Source organism: Actinophytocola sp., assembly GCF_036555685.1.
GTDB lineage: Bacteria > Actinomycetota > Actinomycetes > Mycobacteriales > Pseudonocardiaceae > Actinophytocola.
Genome location: NZ_DATBKY010000260.1, coordinates 1 through 18,680, shown reverse-complemented (window position 1 = coordinate 18,680; position 18,680 = coordinate 1). Strand labels below are relative to the sequence as shown.

At 70.9% G+C, this 18,680-nt stretch carries 17 protein-coding genes and 1 pseudogene; 9 read left to right on the top strand and 9 right to left on the bottom strand.

Features of this window, described 5'->3' with window-relative positions; translation table 11 throughout:
- The 3 genes from VH969_RS26100 to VH969_RS26090 form a co-directional block, all read left to right on the top strand.
- On the top strand, positions 1-1,425 hold a 1,425-nt coding region (locus VH969_RS26100), incomplete at its 5' end, for a thioesterase domain-containing protein (RefSeq protein ID WP_331978809.1).
- 25 nt (positions 1,426-1,450) lie between these two features.
- The gene (locus VH969_RS26095) at positions 1,451-1,822 is read left to right on the top strand and encodes a nuclear transport factor 2 family protein (protein WP_331978807.1); all 372 of its coding nucleotides are present in this window, start codon (positions 1,451-1,453) and stop codon (positions 1,820-1,822) included.
- A gap of 14 nt (positions 1,823-1,836) precedes the next feature.
- On the top strand, positions 1,837-2,886 hold the full coding sequence (locus tag VH969_RS26090; RefSeq protein WP_331978805.1) for a branched-chain amino acid aminotransferase: 1,050 nt from the start codon (positions 1,837-1,839) through the stop codon (positions 2,884-2,886).
- Between the two features lie 566 nt (positions 2,887-3,452).
- Here the strand turns inward: VH969_RS26090 and VH969_RS26085 are convergent.
- A complete protein-coding gene (locus VH969_RS26085) occupies positions 3,453-4,442 on the bottom strand; it encodes a hypothetical protein (protein ID WP_331978803.1) in 990 nt (329 codons plus the stop codon).
- A 460-nt stretch (positions 4,443-4,902) separates the two neighbouring features.
- On the opposite strand from VH969_RS26085, the gene VH969_RS26080 reads away from it, so the two are divergent.
- Complete coding sequence (locus VH969_RS26080) at positions 4,903-5,328, top strand: hypothetical protein (RefSeq protein ID WP_331978801.1); 426 nt, start codon at positions 4,903-4,905, stop codon at positions 5,326-5,328.
- Between the two features lie 24 nt (positions 5,329-5,352).
- Positions 5,353-5,736: a hypothetical protein gene (locus VH969_RS26075; RefSeq protein ID WP_331978799.1), complete on the top strand. Its 384-nt coding sequence runs from the start codon at positions 5,353-5,355 to the stop codon at positions 5,734-5,736.
- Between the two features lie 265 nt (positions 5,737-6,001).
- Here the strand turns inward: VH969_RS26075 and VH969_RS26070 are convergent, their stop codons facing one another.
- From VH969_RS26070 to VH969_RS26045, 6 genes are all read right to left on the bottom strand, one after another.
- On the bottom strand, positions 6,002-7,462 hold the full coding sequence (locus tag VH969_RS26070) for an FAD-binding oxidoreductase (protein WP_331978797.1): 1,461 nt from the start codon (positions 7,460-7,462) through the stop codon (positions 6,002-6,004).
- Positions 7,459-9,357: an ABC transporter ATP-binding protein gene (locus VH969_RS26065; RefSeq protein ID WP_331978795.1), complete on the bottom strand. Its 1,899-nt coding sequence runs from the start codon at positions 9,355-9,357 to the stop codon at positions 7,459-7,461. Before VH969_RS26065 ends, VH969_RS26070 begins: the two co-directional genes overlap by 4 nt.
- The gene (locus VH969_RS26060; protein WP_331978793.1) at positions 9,354-12,245 is read right to left on the bottom strand and encodes a type 2 lanthipeptide synthetase LanM family protein; all 2,892 of its coding nucleotides are present in this window, start codon (positions 12,243-12,245) and stop codon (positions 9,354-9,356) included. Before VH969_RS26060 ends, VH969_RS26065 begins: the two co-directional genes overlap by 4 nt.
- Positions 12,246-12,318: 73 nt before the next feature.
- Positions 12,319-12,513, bottom strand: coding sequence for a DUF6229 family protein (locus VH969_RS26055; protein WP_331978791.1), 195 nt, complete (start codon positions 12,511-12,513; stop codon positions 12,319-12,321).
- Positions 12,514-13,320: 807 nt separating this feature from the next.
- Positions 13,321-13,542: an aldo/keto reductase gene (locus VH969_RS26050; protein ID WP_331978811.1), complete on the bottom strand. Its 222-nt coding sequence runs from the start codon at positions 13,540-13,542 to the stop codon at positions 13,321-13,323.
- Between the two features lie 292 nt (positions 13,543-13,834).
- Positions 13,835-14,377: a copper resistance protein CopC gene (locus VH969_RS26045; protein ID WP_331978789.1), complete on the bottom strand. Its 543-nt coding sequence runs from the start codon at positions 14,375-14,377 to the stop codon at positions 13,835-13,837.
- A gap of 312 nt (positions 14,378-14,689) precedes the next feature.
- Between VH969_RS26045 and VH969_RS26035 the strand changes: the two are divergent.
- Positions 14,690-15,358, top strand: a pseudogene (locus VH969_RS26035) (FAD-dependent oxidoreductase); the annotation flags it as partial.
- Here VH969_RS26035 and VH969_RS26030 read toward each other — a convergent pair.
- Together VH969_RS26030 and VH969_RS26025 are read right to left on the bottom strand one after the other, a co-directional pair.
- Positions 15,327-15,563, bottom strand: coding sequence for a response regulator (locus VH969_RS26030; RefSeq protein ID WP_331978787.1), 237 nt, complete (start codon positions 15,561-15,563; stop codon positions 15,327-15,329). The pseudogene VH969_RS26035 and the gene VH969_RS26030 overlap by 32 nt on opposite strands.
- A 21-nt stretch (positions 15,564-15,584) precedes the next feature.
- On the bottom strand, positions 15,585-16,034 hold the full coding sequence (locus VH969_RS26025; RefSeq protein WP_331978785.1) for a CBS domain-containing protein: 450 nt from the start codon (positions 16,032-16,034) through the stop codon (positions 15,585-15,587).
- Positions 16,035-16,275: 241 nt separating this feature from the next.
- On the opposite strand from VH969_RS26025, the gene VH969_RS26020 reads away from it, so the two are divergent.
- The 3 genes from VH969_RS26020 to VH969_RS26010 form a co-directional block, all read left to right on the top strand.
- Complete coding sequence (locus tag VH969_RS26020; RefSeq protein ID WP_331978783.1) at positions 16,276-17,568, top strand: ArsB/NhaD family transporter; 1,293 nt, start codon at positions 16,276-16,278, stop codon at positions 17,566-17,568.
- Positions 17,569-17,578: 10 nt separating this feature from the next.
- Positions 17,579-18,277: a hypothetical protein gene (locus VH969_RS26015; RefSeq protein WP_331978781.1), complete on the top strand. Its 699-nt coding sequence runs from the start codon at positions 17,579-17,581 to the stop codon at positions 18,275-18,277.
- 162 nt (positions 18,278-18,439) lie between these two features.
- The coding region (locus tag VH969_RS26010; protein WP_331978779.1) for a DUF4142 domain-containing protein at positions 18,440-18,680 on the top strand (241 nt) is incomplete at its 3' end.

Sequence of the window (18,680 nt, the reverse complement as noted above, 5' to 3'; positions counted from 1 at the left end):
TCGGGGGGCCCGCCCGGCGCCACCGCCGAGCGGTTCGTGCCCGACCCGTTCGGCGACCCGGGGCAGCGGATGTACCGCACCGGCGACCTCGCCCGCCTCCGCGACGGTGCGCTGGAGTTCGTGGTCCGCGCCGACGACCAGCTCAAGGTGCGCGGCTTCCGGATCGAACGCGCCGAGGTGGAACAGGCGCTGCTGCACCACCCCGCGGTGTCCAGGGCGGCCGTCGACGTCCGCGAGGATCGGCCGGGCGACAGCAGGCTCGTCGCGTACGTCGTCGCGTCCGATGTGGACACAGACGAGCTGCGGGCCTTCGTCGAGGAGACGCTGCCCGCCCACATGGTCCCGGTGGTGGTCGTGCTCGACGAGCTGCCGATGACCTCGAACGGCAAGCTCGACCGCGGGGCGTTGCCAGCCCCGGAGTACTCGAGCTCCGGCCGGGCACCGCGCACCGAGCGGGAGGTCGTGCTCTGCGGGCTGTTCGCCGAGGTGCTCGGTCTGTCCTCGGTCACCGTCGACGACGACTTCTTCGCCCTCGGCGGGCACTCGCTGCTGGCGACCCGGCTCGCGGGCATGATCGAGCGGGACCTCGGGGTGCCGACGAGCATCCGTTCGCTGTTCGAGGCGTCGACCGTCGCCCGGCTCGCACCACGGCTAGGGGAGACGTCCGACCCGCTGACCCCGATGCTGCCGCTGCGCACCGACGGCACGACGCCACCCCTGTTCTGCGTGCACCCGGCGGCCGGCTTCGGCTGGGTCTACTCCGGACTGCTGCGGCACGTGCCGGGCCCGATCCACGCCCTGCAGGCACGCGGCCTCTCCGGTGCGGTGGTGACCGATCCGGGCGAGATGGTCGACGACTACCTCCGGCTGATCCGCGAGGTCCAGCCCGCGGGCCCGTACCACCTGCTCGGCTGGTCGTTCGGCGGCGGTGTCGCGCACTCCATCGCCACCCGCCTGCGCGCGGACGGTGAGGAGGTGGCCCTGCTCGCGGTGCTCGACGGCTACCCGTTCACCGAGAACCCGATCGCCACGGCCATGTCGCCCGACGATCCAGCGACCGTCGCGGCTGTGCTCGCCTCGCTCGGACGCGACGTCCCCGACGAGCCGGTGACGGCGGAGGCACTGCCCGCGCTGCTCGGATTGGATGGTGGCCCGCTGTCACACACCGCCGCGGCCGCCGCCGTGGTGGCGGTGTTCGCCGCCGCCGTGACCATCACCCGCACCACGACGTCCGGGGTCTTCGACGGCGACCTGCTGTTCTTCGCCGCAACCGACGGCACCGGCTCACCCGATCCCGGCCTGTGGCGGCCGCACGTCACCGGGGACCTGTGCGTCGTCCCGGTGGCCGCCACCCACGGGACCATGGCCGGCCCCGCCGCCCTGGCGCAGATCGGTCCCATTCTGGCCGACCGACTCGCCCGCTGACCCGACCCCACCCAGGAGCAGATCCATGGCCACTCTCGTGACCCGAACCCACGCCGACACCGTCCGGCACTACTTCGACCTGATCGACGACGGCGACCTGCTCGGCTCGGTCGCCCTGTTCACCCCCGACGCCGTCTACCACCGCCCTGGGCACGCGCCGTTCCACGGCACGGACGCCATCGCGCACTTCTACGTCGAACTGCGGCCCATCCGCTCGGGCAGGCACACCCTCACCGCCGTGATCACCGAGGGCGCCCGCGTCGGCGTGCACGGCGAGTTCCACGGCGAGTCCCACGACGGCTCGCCCGTCGACCTGCGCTTCGCCGACTTCTTCGAACTCACCCGCGACTCCGCGATCGCCCGGCGCGACACCTACTTCTTCGCCCCCCTCGTCTGACAAGGAGCACAGCCATGACCGTCGAGCTGCAGCGCACCACCCCCGCCGAGCACGGCGCGGTGTTCACCGACCACCTGGTCACCGCCACCTGGACCGAAGGCCGGGGCTGGTCGCGGGCCCGGACCGGCCCGCTGGCCGACTTCGCGATGCACCCCGGCATGATCGGACTCCACTACGGCCAGGTCGTCTTCGAGGGGCTCAAAGCACACCGCCAGGCCGACGGATCGATGGCGGTGTTCCGGCCCCGCGAGAACGCCCGCCGGTTCCAGCGCTCCGCTGCCCGCATGGCGATGCCCGAGGTGCCCGAGGAGATGTTCCTCAGCGCGGTGGCGGAGATCGTCGCGGCCGACGGGCACCTGATCGACGACGACCCCGACATCAGCCTCTACTTGCGGCCGCTGTTGTTCGCGAGTGAGGCCAACCTGATGTTGCGGCCGTCGCGGGAGTACACGTTCATGATGATGGCGTTCGTGGCGGGCGGCTTCTTCGGCCACGTCCTCGAACCCGTACGCGTGTGGGTCAGTCGAGACCAGCCACGCGCCTTCCCAGGTGGCACCGGCGACGTCAAATGCGCCGCGAACTACGCGGGTGCCTTCCACGCCCAACGTAGGGCCCAGGAGGCCGGCTGCCAGCAGGTGGTGTGGCTCGACTCCGCGGAGCACCGATACGTGGAGGAACTCGGCGGCATGAACCTGTTCCTGGTACGCCGTCTCGGCGACACCGTCGAGCTGGTGACCTCACCACTGACCGGCACCCTGCTTCCCGGGGTCACCCGCGACACGGTGTTCACCCTCGCTGCCCGTCTGGGCCACCGCGTCCGCGAGGAGCGCTTCACGGTAGAGCAGTGGCGCGACGAAGCCGCGAGCGGCGTGGTCACCGAAGCATTCGCCTGCGGCACCGCCGCCGTCATCACCCCGGTCGGTCAAGTCCACGACAACGGCGCGGAGTGGACAATCGGCACCGGCGAGGCTGGTGAGGTAACCATGCGCCTCCGCCAAACCTTGCTCGACGTTCACAAGGGCCGCGTTCCGGACCTGGACGGCTGGATGCACCCGGCTCCCTGACCTGATGTTCGTACTGCAATCGATCTGGGCTTACGGCGTCCATCGACCTTTCCCCTGTGCGTCGTGGCTTGGTGCTCCTCGTACGCCCCAGATGACGGAAATCCGCCGTCGTCGACGGCTTCGGATCGTTTGCGCTCACGAGTCGGGAACCTCGCGCTCGACACGCATTCTTCGGAGATCACCGGAATTGCCGGAGATTTCATGGCTCCGAAGATTCGCTCCCTCGACGGTTTCTGCCCCTCGGATCGTCCGCCTGGCGGCCTGTCGGCGTATGGGGCAACGCCCGCGGGAGCCGGACGCAGCGTTGAGCAGCGATCCGGCTAATGGCTCCGTAGGGAAGTGAAGGGGTCAGCGCCCCGGTTACATTCGCCGTCGGGGCTGCGCAGGGCGACGCTCACCAGCTCGGCGCCGAACGGGCAAGCGACACTCACACACGAGCGCCCGGCAGGACCACCGGTCTACCGGTGCGACCGGTGCCCCGCGGCAGGGGCGACGATCAGTGACGCGCTCCGGTGGGCTCGACCGCACGCTGCCGGGAGCAGTTCGCGCCCGCCATCGGTTGTCCGTTATGCAGGATGGCGAGCCCGGCCGCGTCGAGCAGCGTGGACCGCGGCTCCACCGGCGAGGAGGAGGCCGAGGCCGACCGGCACGAGCTCGGTCGGCACGCCGCCGGTGTCCGCTAGTGCCGGGGCCGTCCTGCCTTGCGCGGCCGGCGCGATGCCGGCGGTCGAGGTCGTCGGCGGTGCGGAGGTCGGCGGTGCGATGTCGGGGCAGCCGGCCGGTGACTCGTACGGGATGCCCGACGCTCCTCGCTCGATCCGGAACGTCAGCGGCCGGTTGTCGGCTCCCACGGCCGCCTCCTCGCTGTAGCCCTCGGTGCCGCGCCAGCCGTGCGGCGGCACGTACTGTGCTATGTAGTGGCCGGCGGGAAGGCCGGTGAAGGTGAAGACACCGTCGGCGCCGGAGGTGGTGACGGCGCGGCACGGCGACTCTTCGCTGATCTCGTACACGGCGATGATTGCGCCCCGCACTCCAGCGCCGTTGCGCACGTTGACCGCCTTGCCGGTCAGATCGCCGACCTTCCCCGCTACGTCGGCCTCCGCGGTGAACGCGGGACTGCACGTGTTGCTGCCGTCCTTGAGCAGGAAGGGCGCGAGGACGTAGACGTTGCCGTAGTCCGCGGCGGTTGCGGGAACCAGTCCGGTGCCGGCGACCGTCCGTGTCTCGCCCGCGCCGATGGACATGCCCGGTGCGTCGTCGGTGCTGTCGAGCTCGCCCCAGTTGCTGCTGTCCCACACCAGCTCGTTCGGCTGGCCGCCACCGCTGCCGGTCGTGAGGCCCTGCAATGCGTTCGGCCCGTTGTTGGTGACCGTGATCGTCAACGTCGCGGTGTCGCCGCCCGCGTACGCCGCGTCGTCGAACGTGATCGTCACCGCCAACGTCTCGCAGAGGTCGACGGGTTCCTGTGCGCTCGCGGGGCTCGCGAGACCTCCCGTGAGCAATGACGCGGCCAGTACCACCGGCACCGCAGCCCGCCGGAACAAGCCGTGCGGCATGGGGAACTCCATTCGGTTCGTGTGTGATAGCACATCGACGGTCCCCGCACCGTTGAGGCGCTCAGCGAAGTCTGAGGCAGCGGACCATAACAGAGACGTGCAGCATTCAGGTCGACGGTCGGTCACCCCCGATGCTTGGGCGTCGGTCCAGAAGCGCCATCACGGGTGAGATCGAGTCGTGTGCGGGTCTATGCCGACCGCGCCTACGACCACGCCATATGTCAGATCGAGCACCTCAGCTAGTTCGATTGGCTCAGCGATTCGGCGAGCGTCATCAGTAACGAGGTCGGCAAGTTCGTTGGGCGGCGTGCCGCGACCACAAGTTGCCGGTCAGGCGATGACAACCTTGTTGAGCCGGCCGGAGACCCGGCGCACTGGTGTGATGGCAGTTCCGCGGGGTCGGCCCGCTCAGCCGTGGGTGGCTCGGGTGTCGGGTTGGCTGGCGACTGTTGCCTTGGCGATGGGGACCAACCTGCTGAGCAGCGACCTCGGTTACCGCGTCGTTGTCATCGCGTTGGCGGTGGCGGGAACTGGGATGGCCGCGGTGTGGTTGCGCAGGTTCCGGCCGGACTTCGGTCTCGTGGTGTGGACGGTTCGGGGCTTGCTGTGCGTCGCGCTCGTCGCGATCGTCGTGGCGATGGTCGCGGGTGCGACCGTCTCCGTCATCGCGGTGCTGGTGGCGGCCCTCGCCACCTTCGGTGCCACGGTGATCCGATTCGAACCAGCCGATCGGCTGGCCCTTCTCGCCGCAGTCGCGCTGGTAAGTAGCGGAGGCGGCCTAATCGCCGACGCGATCTCACCGCCACCCGGACTCACCGGCCGCGGCTCGTTGCTCTCGGCGGTCCTGGGTGGACTCCTCGTGCTGGTCGGCCTGGTGGCGATGTGAGCGGGCAGGTCCTTCGTCGAGACCGTGGCGTACGTCGTGCGGGGCGTCCTGCGAATCGCTCCGATCCAGGTGGCGGCTTTCGCTGTCATCCTCGCGATACTCGGCACGGTCGCCATGACGGGAGGAACCATTCTCCTGGGCCTGGCGGCAATTCTTGCCGGCATCGGGGTGGGCGGGGTCCTGGCGGGCCATGTACGGCGGCTGGACGCACACGTCGGGCTCGGGTCGTTGGTCGCGGGAGCTGCGGGGATCATCGCGGCCGCGGGCGCGGCCGCGGACGGAAACGTCCTGCTCAGCGCCGCCGCGGCCGGCACCGGTGTGACATTCGTCAGCGCCGGTGCGACATTCCTGCACAGAAGGGGCGTGCTGAGTCGGCTGCGGCACCGGCTCGAGACGGCCCGCCGGTGATCACCGCTCCCGCGTGCGGCGGCTCGCCGCGCGGGCGTCACCAACTCCTCCTGGATGCCGGCGTGCGGTTCGAACTGCTCAGCATGCGCGAATGGACGGTGAGCATGCGCGCAGATGTTGACGGACTGCTTCTGCGACTGAGAATCGGAGCATCCACGTCCGGTTGATACGAATGTCAGTCAGGCAGGCGGCTGTCGCCGTGTGGTTGGCGTCGTGTGTCCGAGTGGAACGTGACGGCTCGATGCGCGGCGTTTCGAGGGAGCGGCTATTGACCTGGGAGCTCGCGGCCGGGGGACGGTGGTGTTGGCGGCTCTGGCTGTCCCGGCCCGATCGTTTGCGCTGGTTCCCAGCCGACACCGCAACGAAACATCCCGGTCGGGTCGTATGCGGCCTTGACGTCGCGCAGGCGGGGAAGGTGCTCGCCGTAGTAGTGGGCTGGGTCGCCGGCATGGGCGAGGTCGGGGTAGTTCGGGTAGCCGGTGCCTGCGCCGGCGGGATGGGTGATCGCGTACGACGCGCCGACCCAGGCGGTCGCCGCGGCGCGGATCCGGGCTGTGGCGCGCGTGCCGGTCTGTACGGTGTGCTTGACCAGGAATGCCTTGTCCCGGTGGGCGATCGCGCCGCCGTGCGGGGTCGCGATCGCACCGCCCCATGGGATGAGCTCCAGGTCGCGGTAGACGCCGTAGGCGCGGTCCTGGACGAGGTGCGCGGTGAGCGCGTCGAGCGTTGGCCGCGGCAGTGGATGGGCGAGGAACCCCGCGTGGGAAAGGCGCAGCGCGGCGCGCTCGCCCGGGGAAAGCCGGGGCAACGTGTGTTCGGCGGCGTCACCGGGGTAGTCGCAGAACGTCGCCGCGAGGTTGGCGGGCAGCGTCGTCACATGCTGCTCCGCGGTGCAGGGGAAACGGTCCAGCACAGCGTGCGCTGCGGTCGGGTCGTCGGCGACGACCACGCCGAACAACGCCACCGCCGCGGGCTCGTCCGGGAAGTCGCCGGCGTACAGTGCGAGCTCGACGTTCACCTCGCGCGGCGCCGTCGGCGCATGGCGTTGCCACGTTTCGACCACGGTCGTCGACAGCTCGTGCGGCCACGTCGCGCGCAGTGTCACCAGTGGCACCGCGGGACGGGTGCGCAGCTCCACGGACAACACCACGCCGAATGAGCCGCCACCCGCTCCGCGCAGCGCCCAGAACAGGTCCGGGTGCTCGTCGGCGGCAGCGCGCACGGTTCGCCCGTCGGACAGGAGTACCCGGGCCGCGAGCAGGTGGTCGGCGCCGAGGCCGTAGTAGCGGCTGAGCACCCCGTACCCGCCGCCGAGCACGGCGCCGGTCACGCCGACCGAGCGGCACCAGCCGATCGGCACCACCAACCCGTGGCGAGCGAGCCGGTCCGCGAGCGCGCCGACGCGCACCCCGGCGCCCACGATCACCCGGTCGGCCAGCACCTCGGCCGTGTCCAGCCCGCCCAGGTCCACGACCACTCCGTCCGATGTGGAGTGTTCGGCGAAGCTGTGCCCGCCGCCGCGCACCGCGAACCGGATCCCGTGCTGGCGCACGAAAGCCAGCGTGGTCCGCACGTCGTCCTCGCCGGCGCAGGCGACGACGGCGTCGGGCACCACCTCGTCCTGGCGGCCGATGAACATCTTGCGCGCGAGCTGGTGGCCGGCGTCACCTGGCCGGAACACCTCGCCCGCGATGTCGGCCGCGAGCGCGGCGAACCGGTCGCTCACGGGGTGGGCAGCTGCTCGGCGTACAGGGCGGCCTGGAGCCGGTACATGTCGGCATACCGGCCGGCCGACGCCATCAGCTCCACGTGCGTGCCTTGCTCGGCCAGCTCGCCCTCGTGGAGCAGGTAGATGCGGTCGGCGCCGCGGACACTGCCCAGCCGGTGCGTGATCAACACGACCGTGCGGCCCTCGGCGAGCCTGCGCAGCGACTCGTACACCGCCCACTCCGCCTTCGCGTCGAGGGCCGCGGTCGGCTCGTCCAGCACCAGGACGCGGGCGTCCCGGAACAGCCCGCGCGCGACCGCCAGCCGCTGCCACTGCCCGCCGGACAGCTCGGTGCCCCCGCGGAAGTACCGAGACAGCAACGAGCGCCACCCGTCCGGCAGTTCCGCGACCACCTCGGCTGCCCCGGACGACGATGCCGCCGCGCGCAGCGCCGCGTCGTCGGGGTCCACGCGTTCAGGGCGCCCCAGCCGGATGTTGGTGCGCGCGTCGTGCGGCCAGCGCACCGGCGTCTGCGCCACCATGCCCACCCGGTCGCCGACGCTGACCGGGTCGAGTTCGGAGAGATCCACGCCGTCCCAGGTGATCTTTCCTTCAGTCGGCCGGTACAGGCCGGTGATCAGCTTGGCGAGCGTCGTTTTGCCGGAGCCGTTCTCCCCGACGAGCGCGATCACCTGTCCACTGTGGATGGTGAGGTCGATCGCGGACAGGGCGGGCCGGTCCGCGCCGTGGTACCGGAACCCGACGCCGTGCAGCTCGATGCGGGCCGGGTCGACCGGCGCGACTCGGTCGGTCCGTGGCCGGGTACGGGCCAGCGCGTCCGCCCGGAAGGTCTCGTAGTCCGCGACGTAGAGCCCCTGCTCGAACACCAGGTTCGCGGCCAGCACCAGCCGGCCGAGCGCCGCCGATGCCGAGCGGATCGCGATCAGCGCGGTACCCGCGACCGCCAGCGGCACCCAGCCCGCCTGGAGCAGCACGCCGAGCAGGACGATCGTCAGCCCCATCGCCACGCCGGACAGGGCTCGCCCCACGGCCCGGACCCGTGCCTGACCCAGCCCGACCGAGGTCTCCTGCTCCTGCAGCCGGTCCGCGACCGCGCGGTACTCCACCCGCACGAACGCCTCCGCCTGGCACGCGCGGATCTCGGGCGCCGGCTCCCGTTCGGTGGCGAGGTCGGACAGCATCCGTTCGCGGCGGTTCAGCGTGACCGTCCGGGCCATCGTCGCGTAGCCCAGCCGCGCCGAGCGCACCACGGCGATGCCGTCCGGCACCACGGACAGCGCCAGCACCGGCAGCAGCACGGGGTGCAGCACGCCCAGGCTGCCCGCCGCCGCGAGTACCGCGAACGCCGACCCCAGCAGCTCCACCAGGTTGTCGGTGGCGCGTTCCAGGTAGAAGACGCCGCGGTCGCGGGCGCGGTGCAGCCGGTCGTAGAACTCGGGATCGTCGAACGCGGCCAGCTCGACACCGAGTCCCGAGTGGACGAGCTGCTCTTCGGCGGCCCGGCGCACCGCGGGCACGACGTGCGCGTGTGCGAGCGCCACTCCGGTGTCCAGCAGGCCGCGCACCGCGAACGCGCCCACCACGAACAGCAGCGACGGCAGCGCCGCGAGCACGCGATCGGCGGTGGGGCCTTCGGTGAACAGCTGTTCCAGCACGCCCGTTGTGGCAAGCAGTCCGAACGCGAACGCCGTCCCGGACGCCACTTGAAGGCCCACGATGGTCAGGGCGGCGCGGGGCGCGGTGCGCCGGATGATGGCCAGGACGGGGCGCAGGCTGGCCGGCAGCCTGCGGATCAGCTGGGGAACGGTGAGGGTCGCGGCGTGCTGGTCGAGCTGCCAGTACGGCGTGTCCATCTCCAGCTCGGGCTCGGCCGTGCCGGTCGTCGCGGTCATGCCGGGCCGCCGGGATCCGGAAGCAGTACCGAGGGCAGCGTGCAGTCCGGGTGCAGGCGCAGCATCTGGTAGGCGATGCCGCCCGCACCCGGCAGCAGACCGGGGCTGAACGCGTCCCGCGCCATGCCCGTGACTACGCCGAACTCCTCCAGCACGGAGATCATGTACGCGGTCACCGTCCGCCGGTCCGTCCCGGGGGGTGCGAGACCGGCCGCGGCCGCGTCGGCCACAAGCTCCCACAGGCCGAGGTCTCCATGGCAGAGGGTGTGGTTCCAGCCGGTCCCGCGCGCCCAGCCGGACGCCGCGGCCCGCTGGATCACGTCAGTCCATCCGGGTTCGCCCGTGTGGCGCCACAGGTCGAGCGCGGCGATGCCGATGCCGCCGGCGCCGTGGCACCACCCGGCGCCGATGTGCCCGTCCTCGCGTAGGTCGCGCCAGCCGCGCTGCTCGTCGTCATACAACGTCTCCTCGTACGCGAACGCCGCCCGCGCGGTGTCGGCGTGGGCCGGGTCGCCGGTGACCGCCGCGAGCCGCGCGAGGGCCCAGCCGATGCCGGTCACGCCGTGCGCGAAGCCGCCGATGCCCTCCGGGAACTGCTTGTTGGGCCACGAGACCAGGTCGACGCCGGCACCCGACTCCGCGGGTTCGCCCTCGGCGACGAGCTGGTCGCCGATCATGCTCGCCAGCTCCGTCCACGCGGCGTCACCGGTGTGTTCGGCGAGCCGCAGCAAGGGCACCACCGCGCCGGCGCGACCGACGAGGATGTCATATTCGGTGTCGTCGACCACCGCGCGCGGCAGCTGGCCCGCGAGGGTCGCAGCCGACTCGAGCGCCTCGTCGCCGACCACGCCGAGCTGGTACAGCAGCAGCCAGCCGGTCACGCGCGAGCCGAGCCCGACGTAGCCGCCGGCCGGTTCGGGGCGCAGCGGTACGCCGGCCGCGGTGTCGGCGAGCCAGCGTTGCTCGGCGAGGCGCATCGTCCGCACGGTCGCGGCCAGCAGGTCATCGACGCCCGGCACGGGGTCGGCCCGGCCGGCCGCGGTCTCCCGCAGGTAGCCGGTGAGCAGCAGGGCCACACCGGACAACCCGCTGTAGAGGTCCGCGCTCAGTGACTGCACCGCCCAGCCGGTCGGGTTCAGGGTCGGCGCCACCCACGCTGCGGTGCCGTCGGTACCCCGGATGGCGGTGGCCACCACCTCTCGCACGATGTCCGCGGCGAGAGCCCGCCGGCGCCGGTCGAGCCGCTCGCTGTCCACAGTGGAGGGTAGGCGACGGACCGGCTCGGGCAGCCAGCCCTCGTTCAGGTACGCACTCACCAGCGCCGCCTGGATCACCCGGCGGTCGACGCCGGGATCGGTGCCACGCCACCGGTCCCGGGCCTCGGCGACCACGTCCACGGCGCGCCCCCACCGGGTACCGCCCGGCCCGGAAAGCACCCCGGAGGCCGGCGTCGTCGCGAAGTACGGGATGTCGCCGACGAGTAGCTCGGCGACCTCGGCGGCGATCACCGCGGGTGCGCCGGGCGCGTCCGGGGCGTTGCCCGCGTGCTTCTCGAGCAGGTCGGCGGCCCGGCCGACGGCGGTTCCCTCGTCGTGCAGCGAGGCCGGATGCCAGAGCATCCGGCCCAGCTCCGCGTAGGTCTCCGTGCTGCGCACCACCGCGCGCACCGGCTGGTCGGCGAACGCCGCGAGAGGGGCGTCGAGCGCGCCGGCGGCGTCGAGCTCGTGCAGCCGGCCGGTCAGCTCGGTGAAGGCGGACACCACGTGGTCCCAGTACCTGCCGAGCACCGGCTCCGGAGCCGGATGGTTCGCGGCCGGCGCACGCGGCGCCTTCGCGAGCCCGATGCGCGCCTCGTCGGTGCCCGCGTCGACGATCACGGGCACGTCCGGCGTGGGCTGCTGTCCAGGCAGCGAGCCGATAGCCGACGTGTCGATGCCCCGCCACCCGAGCGCGAGCCCCCGGCCGGGCAGCAGGCCGGTGCCGAGCACCGAGCCGGTAACCATGGCCAGCGCGGCATCCACGGCTTCGCCGTAGCCGGACGCCGGTGCGGGCTGGGTGGGCGTGAACAGCGTCTCGCAGTCGATGACCACAGGGACCGGGCCCGCGGCGATGAGGTTCTCCTGGTGCAGGTCGGTACCACCGATCAACCGCATGACCGCGAGCCAGCGGCCGAGGTTGCGGTAGAAACGGCGAAGCTCGCCCTCATCGGCGCAGTAGCGGTGGGCCACGTGCTCGGCCCAGCCGTAGCCGTCACGCTCGAGCACCCGAGGTACGCGGATCGCGTCCTCCTCATCGGGCAGGACGGTGGCCAGCAGGCCGGCGAGCGCCCGGTCCACGCCCAGCGACCGCGGCTTGTACACGACGTGACACCCGGCGCAGGCGAGGATCGCGACCGTCCGTCCGCCCCGATGGCTGTCCCCCTCTCCGAACGACACCGCCCGCAGCTCACCGGGGTCCGCGCCGGTGAGCCGGGGGAGCGCGGCGCGGTCGGCGGTGAACCGGGTGCCCAGCTCGACCGCCGCGGCGACCCGGTTGCCGATGACGGAGCGCAGGCGCCGCTGCAGGGTCGGGTAGTGCCGCGTGAGCGTGTCCCAGTAGCCGGGCGCACAGGTGCGGTCGACGAACTCGGTCCACCGGCCGGCGCTGTCCGTCGCGGTGAGCGTCCCCGTCAGCCGGGCGGCGTTCAGTTCGAGCACCAGCACGCGGCTCACCTTGCGCAGGACCGTCTGCCGCAAGGCGGTAGCGGCGCCGGCGGCGATCGCGGCCCTCTCGCCCGCGGCGAGCCCCGCGACGGCCCGCAGCCGCTCGGCAAGCGTGTCAAGCGCCGGCTCGAGCATGGCGTCGACGGACCGGTCGAACTGTTCGGTCGTGTCCCGCTCGGTGATCATCCGCGGCTCTCGAGGCGGTCGTGGCTCCGGCAGAGGGCCACCCGCGGCGCGCGGGCGGCCCTCCGGTGCTCGGTCAGCAGCACTGGTAGATCGAAGAACCGGAGCACGCGGTACCGCAGCGACCGGACTGCCCGGGACCCGTCATGGTGATGTCGGCCTCGGTGTGCACACCAGAGAACAGCGGGCCGGCCGGGTTGTCGTCCAGCGCCTCACCACTACGCCACGCCGCGATGACGTCCTCGACTCTGGTCAACTCGAGAGTGCTCATGGAATTCCTTTCCGCAGGGATGGAAATGGCCACAGGCAGCGAGCCCATTCTTCGGCCCCAGGACCGAAAACAGGATTGCCCGCAGTCGCCCCAGCCTGCCTAGATGTCGAGAGCCAGGCAATAAGCCGGACGAGCTACCGGGAAACGGCGGACCCGCCACGGTTCGTGTCCGCTCCAACCCCGGACGAGTGCAGTCGAGTGAGAGTTTGCTCCGACCGTTCTAACCGAATCGCAACACGCGTGACGTTCCCGGTCCCACCGCGTGGTTACAGACGGGCAGGCCAGGCGCCGACGCGTCCACCGTCGCGCCCGCGCGTCGTCGGTAATTGAGACAGTCCCCGGCTTGCACGCCTCGGATGATCTGATCGATGAAAACGATCTCTGCTTGACGACAGCTTCGAGAGCTTGGTCAGCTCATTCTCAGCGTGTACAGGCCGGCCTGCAAACGTCTGTGGGAATCCAACCGAAGGCCGAAGTCGCGACGTTGGGGCGCGCCGCGGGTAAGTGACTTGAGCAATCGGTTCTCCATTCACTGGGGAGGTGTGTCGGGATACCCGCTACCAGCGCCACGCCCGCGCCCAGCCAGGTGAAGGTGCTCCGGAGCACGGCCACACCCCTCCACCTCGTTCCTGCACCGTGACCAACGCGCCGGTTCATGTTCCATCGCCCCGACGATGCACCGCTCACCGGATTCGATCTGCCGCAGCCGCGTGAGCGCGGTCGTGGCCCACGCCCAGTTGTGGGGCTGGATCACCGAAGATGCCTTCTATCGTTTGTCGCCAAGTTGGCCGTGTGGATCGGCTACGCTCATGCGTGGTTTCGGTACACGGCGAATGGTTCGGGGCCGGGCACGGGGAAGGGTCGCGGGTCGTGCAGGCACTCGAGCGTCTCCTCGATCGGCGTGCCGCGATCCCGGCGATGGATCTGATAGAGATCGACGTAGTCGGTGCCCGGCCGCCGGAGGCTGGCGTCGATCTCGGTCATGATCACCTTGCGGGACAGACCACCGCTGTTGGGACCGGCCCGCATCGGACCGTGGATCTTCGTCGCGATCACCACGTCGTCGCGTCGCGAAGTCGCGGAGGGCCCGGCCCCCAACGTGGGTGCTGGCGCGCCGGTGCGGCGGGACGTCCGCGGTGCGCAACGTCGCAAGCTCGTTCGTCCGTTCCACGACGTCGACGGCGATGGGTGCGAGGTCGCGTTGTCCACCCCGGACGGCAGGTTGTCGTCGGGCGGGCGTTGTTCGTCGGCGACTCGTCCCGGGCTCGTTCGTCACGGTCGCTTGTGGACGTTCGGTTGAAATTCCGCCGGTGTCGGTTTGTCACCAGCCGCCGGGCGGCCGTCGGCCGCGGCGCAGCACGACCGTGCCGGCCGCCAGCATGCCGAGGGCGAGCACGCCCAGCAGGACTTTCACCCAGTACGGCAGGTCACCGCCGGTGATCGGATCAGAGTTCGGGGCCGGTGTGGGCGCCGCGGCCTGCGGTGCCGGCCGAGTTCCGGCGACTGGCCCCCGCAACGTGAAGCCGACCTCGCCTTGGAGGGCCTCTTCGTCGTCGGTGATGACGTTGAACTGGACGCGGCACCGTCCGGTCGGTCCGGTGGGGGTGACCGGCATGTTCAGGGTGCTGCCGTTCGCGGTGATCGCGCCTACTCGCCAGGTGGTGCTGCCGCAGCTGACCCAGATGACGGCGAGATCGGGGTCGATGGGGACGCTGAACGTCAGCGCGATCTTCTCCGGTGCGGCCGCGAGTTCCGCCCCGGCGGCCGGGCTGCTCGCCGTGAGTTCGACGTCTGCCCACGCGCTCGGTGTGGTCGTGAGCATGGCCACCACCGCGGCGAGCGCGACGGCGAACGCTCGTCTCACGGTTGACCGTCCTCCTCGGCGATGGATGCGGCGGAGCATCAGGATAGCGCGCCGGCGCAGCGAGCACGCGCACGGCAACTATTGCACTACGCAACACTTGTCATTTGCACGCGTAGGGCTGGCCCATGCCAACGAGTACCTCGCCGCGCCCGGTCGACTTAGCGGTGCGTGGGATGACCTGCGCGGCCAGGGTCGAACGCACGCTCAACAAGCTCGCCGGCGTGACGGCACGGGTGAACCTGGCAACCGAACGAGAGGGCCGGCCTACTGCCGAGGTGCGGCCGGCGGGGTCCGTGGGGAAGCCGAGCAGGGTACCTCGGCTTCCACACCGCCGCCTTCGTCGTCGATGCCCCGGACGTTCACGCCATGGTGCGTGACCGCGCCTGTCTGACCGATACCGTAGGCCGCCAGATGGGCTTCTACGGCCTGCGGGACGGGCGCGTGGCGGCGTTCGCCGTGCACCGCACCGCCGATCCCGCGCTGCCGCGCGATGTCCGCGCCGCGGTACGCGCCGCCTACGCCGGGTTGGGGTGGGTGGTGCCGACCGCGCTCGACCGGTGCCCGCCGTCGGCGGAGATCTACTACGACGTGGTCGCCCAGATCGAGATGCCGCGCTGGAGCCGGGACCGGATCGTTCTCCTCGGGGATGCGTGCTATGCCGTCTCACTGCTGGCCGGTCAGGGCGCGTCGCTGGGTGTGGCGGGGGCTTTCGTGCTCGCCGAGCAACTGGCCCGGGCGGGGTCGATCGACGCTGCCCTGTCGTCGTACGAGCGGCTGTGGCGCCCGGTGGCCGACGAGAAGCAGCGAACCGGGCGCGCCGGCGCGAGATGGTTCCTGCCGGTCACCCCCGGCCAGCTACGGATCCGGCGCGCCGCACTGCGGCTCGCGCGCGTCCCCGTGCTCGACCGGCTCGTCGCGGGGGTCGTGGCCGGCAAGTCCACCGCCCTCATCAGGAACCTGCGCGACGGCGAGGCCACCTGACCACGCTGAAGCGCGACTCGTCCCCCTCGCGCACGATCTGGACGAGGCTGTCGAAGTCGACGGGCCTCGTCAGGCAGGCCGTGGCGCCGAGCGCGTGCCCACGCACCCGATCAGCCTCCACATCGGACGTGGTCAGGACGACGACGGGGATGTCACGCGGGCGCTCGTCCCGTAGCAGCTTGGCGAGCACTTCCCGTCCGTCCAATGCCCCTCGTGTGCGGGCGGGTCAGCCGGGCGTTGTCAGGGCCAGCTGCAGCAACCGGGACGCGGTGATCACGCCGACCATGGTCTCGCCGTGCATGACCGCCGCGAGGGGGCAGCGCAGCCGGGCCATGACGGCGGCCACCTCGACGATCGTGTCGTCGTGGTTGACGACCGCGAGTTCCGGAGTCTTGTCGGGGAGCAGTGCCTGGACGGTCTTGCCGCGCAGCTTGTCGGCGACCCGGTCGGCCATCGACTCGGACAGCACGCCGGCCAGGGACGGGTCGTCCTGGACATAGGTCGGCACCAGGATCCGCACCACCTGTGACGCCGGCAGGATCGACACGGGGTGGCCGGCGGAATCGGTGACGACCAGACCGGGTAGTCGCAGCTCGGCGAGCTGTGTGACCGCGGTCCAGGCGTCGGAGTTCTCGGCCGTCACGGGGAACTCCTCGGCCATCTCCTCTGCATGCATAGACGCAGCGTACGGCGGCGCCACCCGGTCGCTTGCGTCCGATATGTGACAACTGAGGAGTTCTGCCAGCCATCCTTCTGCACCGACATGCCGAGGCTGCGGCCGCCAAGAAGATCCGGTTTGCGTAGTACGCGCCGTTGCGGCATGTTGGTGGGTGGCGCGCCGGGAAGTCTGGTCGGCAGCCCACTCCAGCCGAGTGGGGTTCTGCACGGGCGACTGGATTGGGTGTGGTGGCGTCGGCATGACGATGTGGGTCGCGGTGGCGGTGTTCGTCGCCGCCTATGTGTTGATCGCGACCGAGCGGGTGCACAAGACCGCGGCTGCCCTGGGTGGCGCCGGGCTCGTGCTCGGGCTCGGCGTGGTGGGGTCGGCCGAGGCGTTCTACTCGCACGAGACCGGCGTCGACTGGGACGTCATCTTCCTGCTGCTCGGCATGATGATCATCGTTGGTGTGCTGCGGCGGACCGGGGTGTTCGAGTACACGGCCATCTGGGCGGCCAAGCGGGCCAAGGGCTCGCCGCGGCGGGTGATGGTGCTGCTGGTGTTGATCACCGCGATCGCGTCCGCGTTGCTGGACAACGTGACCACGGTGCTGCTGATCGCCCCGGTCACGCTGCTGGTGTGCGACCGGCTCGCGGTCAACCCGGTGCCGTTCCTGGTCGCCGAGGTGTTCGCGTCCAACATCGGTGGCGCCGCCACGCTGATCGGTGATCCGCCGAACATCATCATCGCCAGCCGGGCGGGTCTGGAGTTCAACGACTTCCTCGTGCACATGGCACCGATCGTGATCATCGCGTTGATCGTGTTCGTGCTGGTGCTGCCCTGGTTGTTCCGGGGCGCGTTCGCCGCCGATCCGGCGCGCGCGGCAGAGGTGATGGAGCTCGACGAACGCGAGGCCATCCAGGACGGCCGGCTGCTGGTCAAGTGCGCGATCGTGCTGGCAGCGGTGTTCGCCGCGTTCGTCAGCCACTCCGTGCTGCACATCGCGCCGTCGGTCGTCGCGCTGCTGGGCGCGGGCGTGCTTGTGCTGATCTCGCGCAGCGAGCCGAGGCACTACCTGGCGTCGGTGGAGTGGGAGACGCTGCTGTTCTTCGCCGGCCTGTTCATCATGGTCGGCGCCCTGGTGCACGCCGGGGTCATCGGACACCTCGCCCGCGTGGTCACCGACGCCACCGGCGGCAACGCCCTGCTCGCGGTGATGCTGATCCTCGTCGTGTCCGCGTTGCTGTCCGGGATCATCGACAACATCCCCTACGTGGCCACGATGAGCCCGCTCGTCCTCGAGCTGTCCCACAGCATCGCCAACCCCGTGCACGCCGAGGCGTTGTGGTGGTCGCTGGCGCTGGGCGCGGACTTCGGCGGCAACCTCACCGCGGTCGGCGCCAGCGCCAACGTCGTGGTCATCGGCATCGCCAAACGTGCCGGCAACCCGATCTCGTTCTGGGAGTTCACCCGAAAAGGAGCTGTCGTCACCATGATCACCATCGCGCTTGCCGCGCCGTACCTGTGGCTGCGCTACTTCGTACTCGGCTGAGAGGAACACGATGTCACCCGAGGGTCCGGGGACTGCCGCCGACTGGTTCGCCGGACTGCAGCGGGCCGCACGGCCACGTCGCTGGCTCACCGCCGCGGTCATCGGCGCCACTGGCGGCCTGTTCACGACCTTGGTGCTCGCCTGGCCACTCGAACTGCTCGCCGGTGCGGCGATCACCGGCACACTCCTGTTGTGGGACCGGCGCCACGGACACCTCGCCGGCTGGTCGCCCAGCGAGCACGGCCCGTACCGCATCGCGGCCGTCGCCGCGCGCCTCGAACGGCAGGGCTGGGCATTCCTGCCCGTGCCGGAGCCGTCTGCACCGTACTGTTATCTGCTCATCGGCCCGCAAGGCGTGTTCCTCATCCAGCACGAGCATCGACCGATCAGCACGGATGTCCACAACGGACTGGTCGTGGTCGGGGAACGACCCGCGATCAGAGATCTCCAGGCTCTCCGGGTGACGGCCGACGCCGTTCAGGCAGCCCTGAGGGCCCTGGCGGACGGCGAAGGCGCCGTTCAATGCGTACTCGTTGCCGAGCGCACCGCCATGGAAGAGCCGCGCGTGGTCACCGACGTCACGATCCTGCCTGTCGCGGGCCTGCGCACCTGGCTGTGCCGCCGCGACCCGGCGCTTAGCCAGGAGACGATCGCAAGCCTCGCCGTGGCCGCACATCAGTTCTTCGACGAAGCCACCGGCCAGGCGTAGACGTCAGAGCCGACGCCCGCCTTGCGATTGCCTGACGTTACCCGCCGGCCCTGAACACGTCCCCGATCGCGCACCGTAGGAGGTGGTGTACGAACTGTCCTCAGAAGTCGGGGTGAGGGAATGCGACGCGGAGCGTTTCGGTGGGTGTTGGCAGGTCTACTGGTGGTCTTGGCGGCCGCGTTTCCCGCGGCCGGCGTCGCGTTCGCGACCCAGGACCACGAGAGCCGGCCGGCCAAGGCGGTTTACTCGAACACCATCGACGGGCGGGATGCCGAGTTCCTCACGGTGATCAGGTTCGCGAACCTGTGGGAGATGCCGATGGGCAAGCTCGCCACCGAGCGGGGGACGACCAAGGAGGTCAAGACCGCCGGCTCGGTCATGCTCACCGACCACACCAAACTGA

Excerpts from the sequence above, each read along its gene's own strand:
- VH969_RS26065 (WP_331978795.1), bottom strand. The coding sequence starts at position 9,357 with ATGACCGCGACGACCGGCACGGCCGAGCCCGAGCTGGAGATGGACACG.
- VH969_RS26015 (WP_331978781.1), top strand. The coding sequence starts at position 17,579 with ATGTCACCCGAGGGTCCGGGGACTGCCGCCGACTGGTTCGCCGGACTG.
- VH969_RS26060 (WP_331978793.1), bottom strand. The coding sequence starts at position 12,245 with ATGATCACCGAGCGGGACACGACCGAACAGTTCGACCGGTCCGTCGAC.
- VH969_RS26025 (WP_331978785.1), bottom strand. The coding sequence starts at position 16,034 with ATGCATGCAGAGGAGATGGCCGAGGAGTTCCCCGTGACGGCCGAGAAC.
- VH969_RS26050 (WP_331978811.1), bottom strand. The coding sequence starts at position 13,542 with ATGCGGGCCGGTCCCAACAGCGGTGGTCTGTCCCGCAAGGTGATCATG.
- VH969_RS26080 (WP_331978801.1), top strand. The coding sequence starts at position 4,903 with ATGGGGACCAACCTGCTGAGCAGCGACCTCGGTTACCGCGTCGTTGTC.
- VH969_RS26090 (WP_331978805.1), top strand. The coding sequence starts at position 1,837 with ATGACCGTCGAGCTGCAGCGCACCACCCCCGCCGAGCACGGCGCGGTG.
- VH969_RS26095 (WP_331978807.1), top strand. The coding sequence starts at position 1,451 with ATGGCCACTCTCGTGACCCGAACCCACGCCGACACCGTCCGGCACTAC.
- VH969_RS26055 (WP_331978791.1), bottom strand. The coding sequence starts at position 12,513 with ATGAGCACTCTCGAGTTGACCAGAGTCGAGGACGTCATCGCGGCGTGG.
- VH969_RS26085 (WP_331978803.1), bottom strand. The coding sequence starts at position 4,442 with ATGCCGCACGGCTTGTTCCGGCGGGCTGCGGTGCCGGTGGTACTGGCC.
- VH969_RS26020 (WP_331978783.1), top strand. The coding sequence starts at position 16,276 with ATGACGATGTGGGTCGCGGTGGCGGTGTTCGTCGCCGCCTATGTGTTG.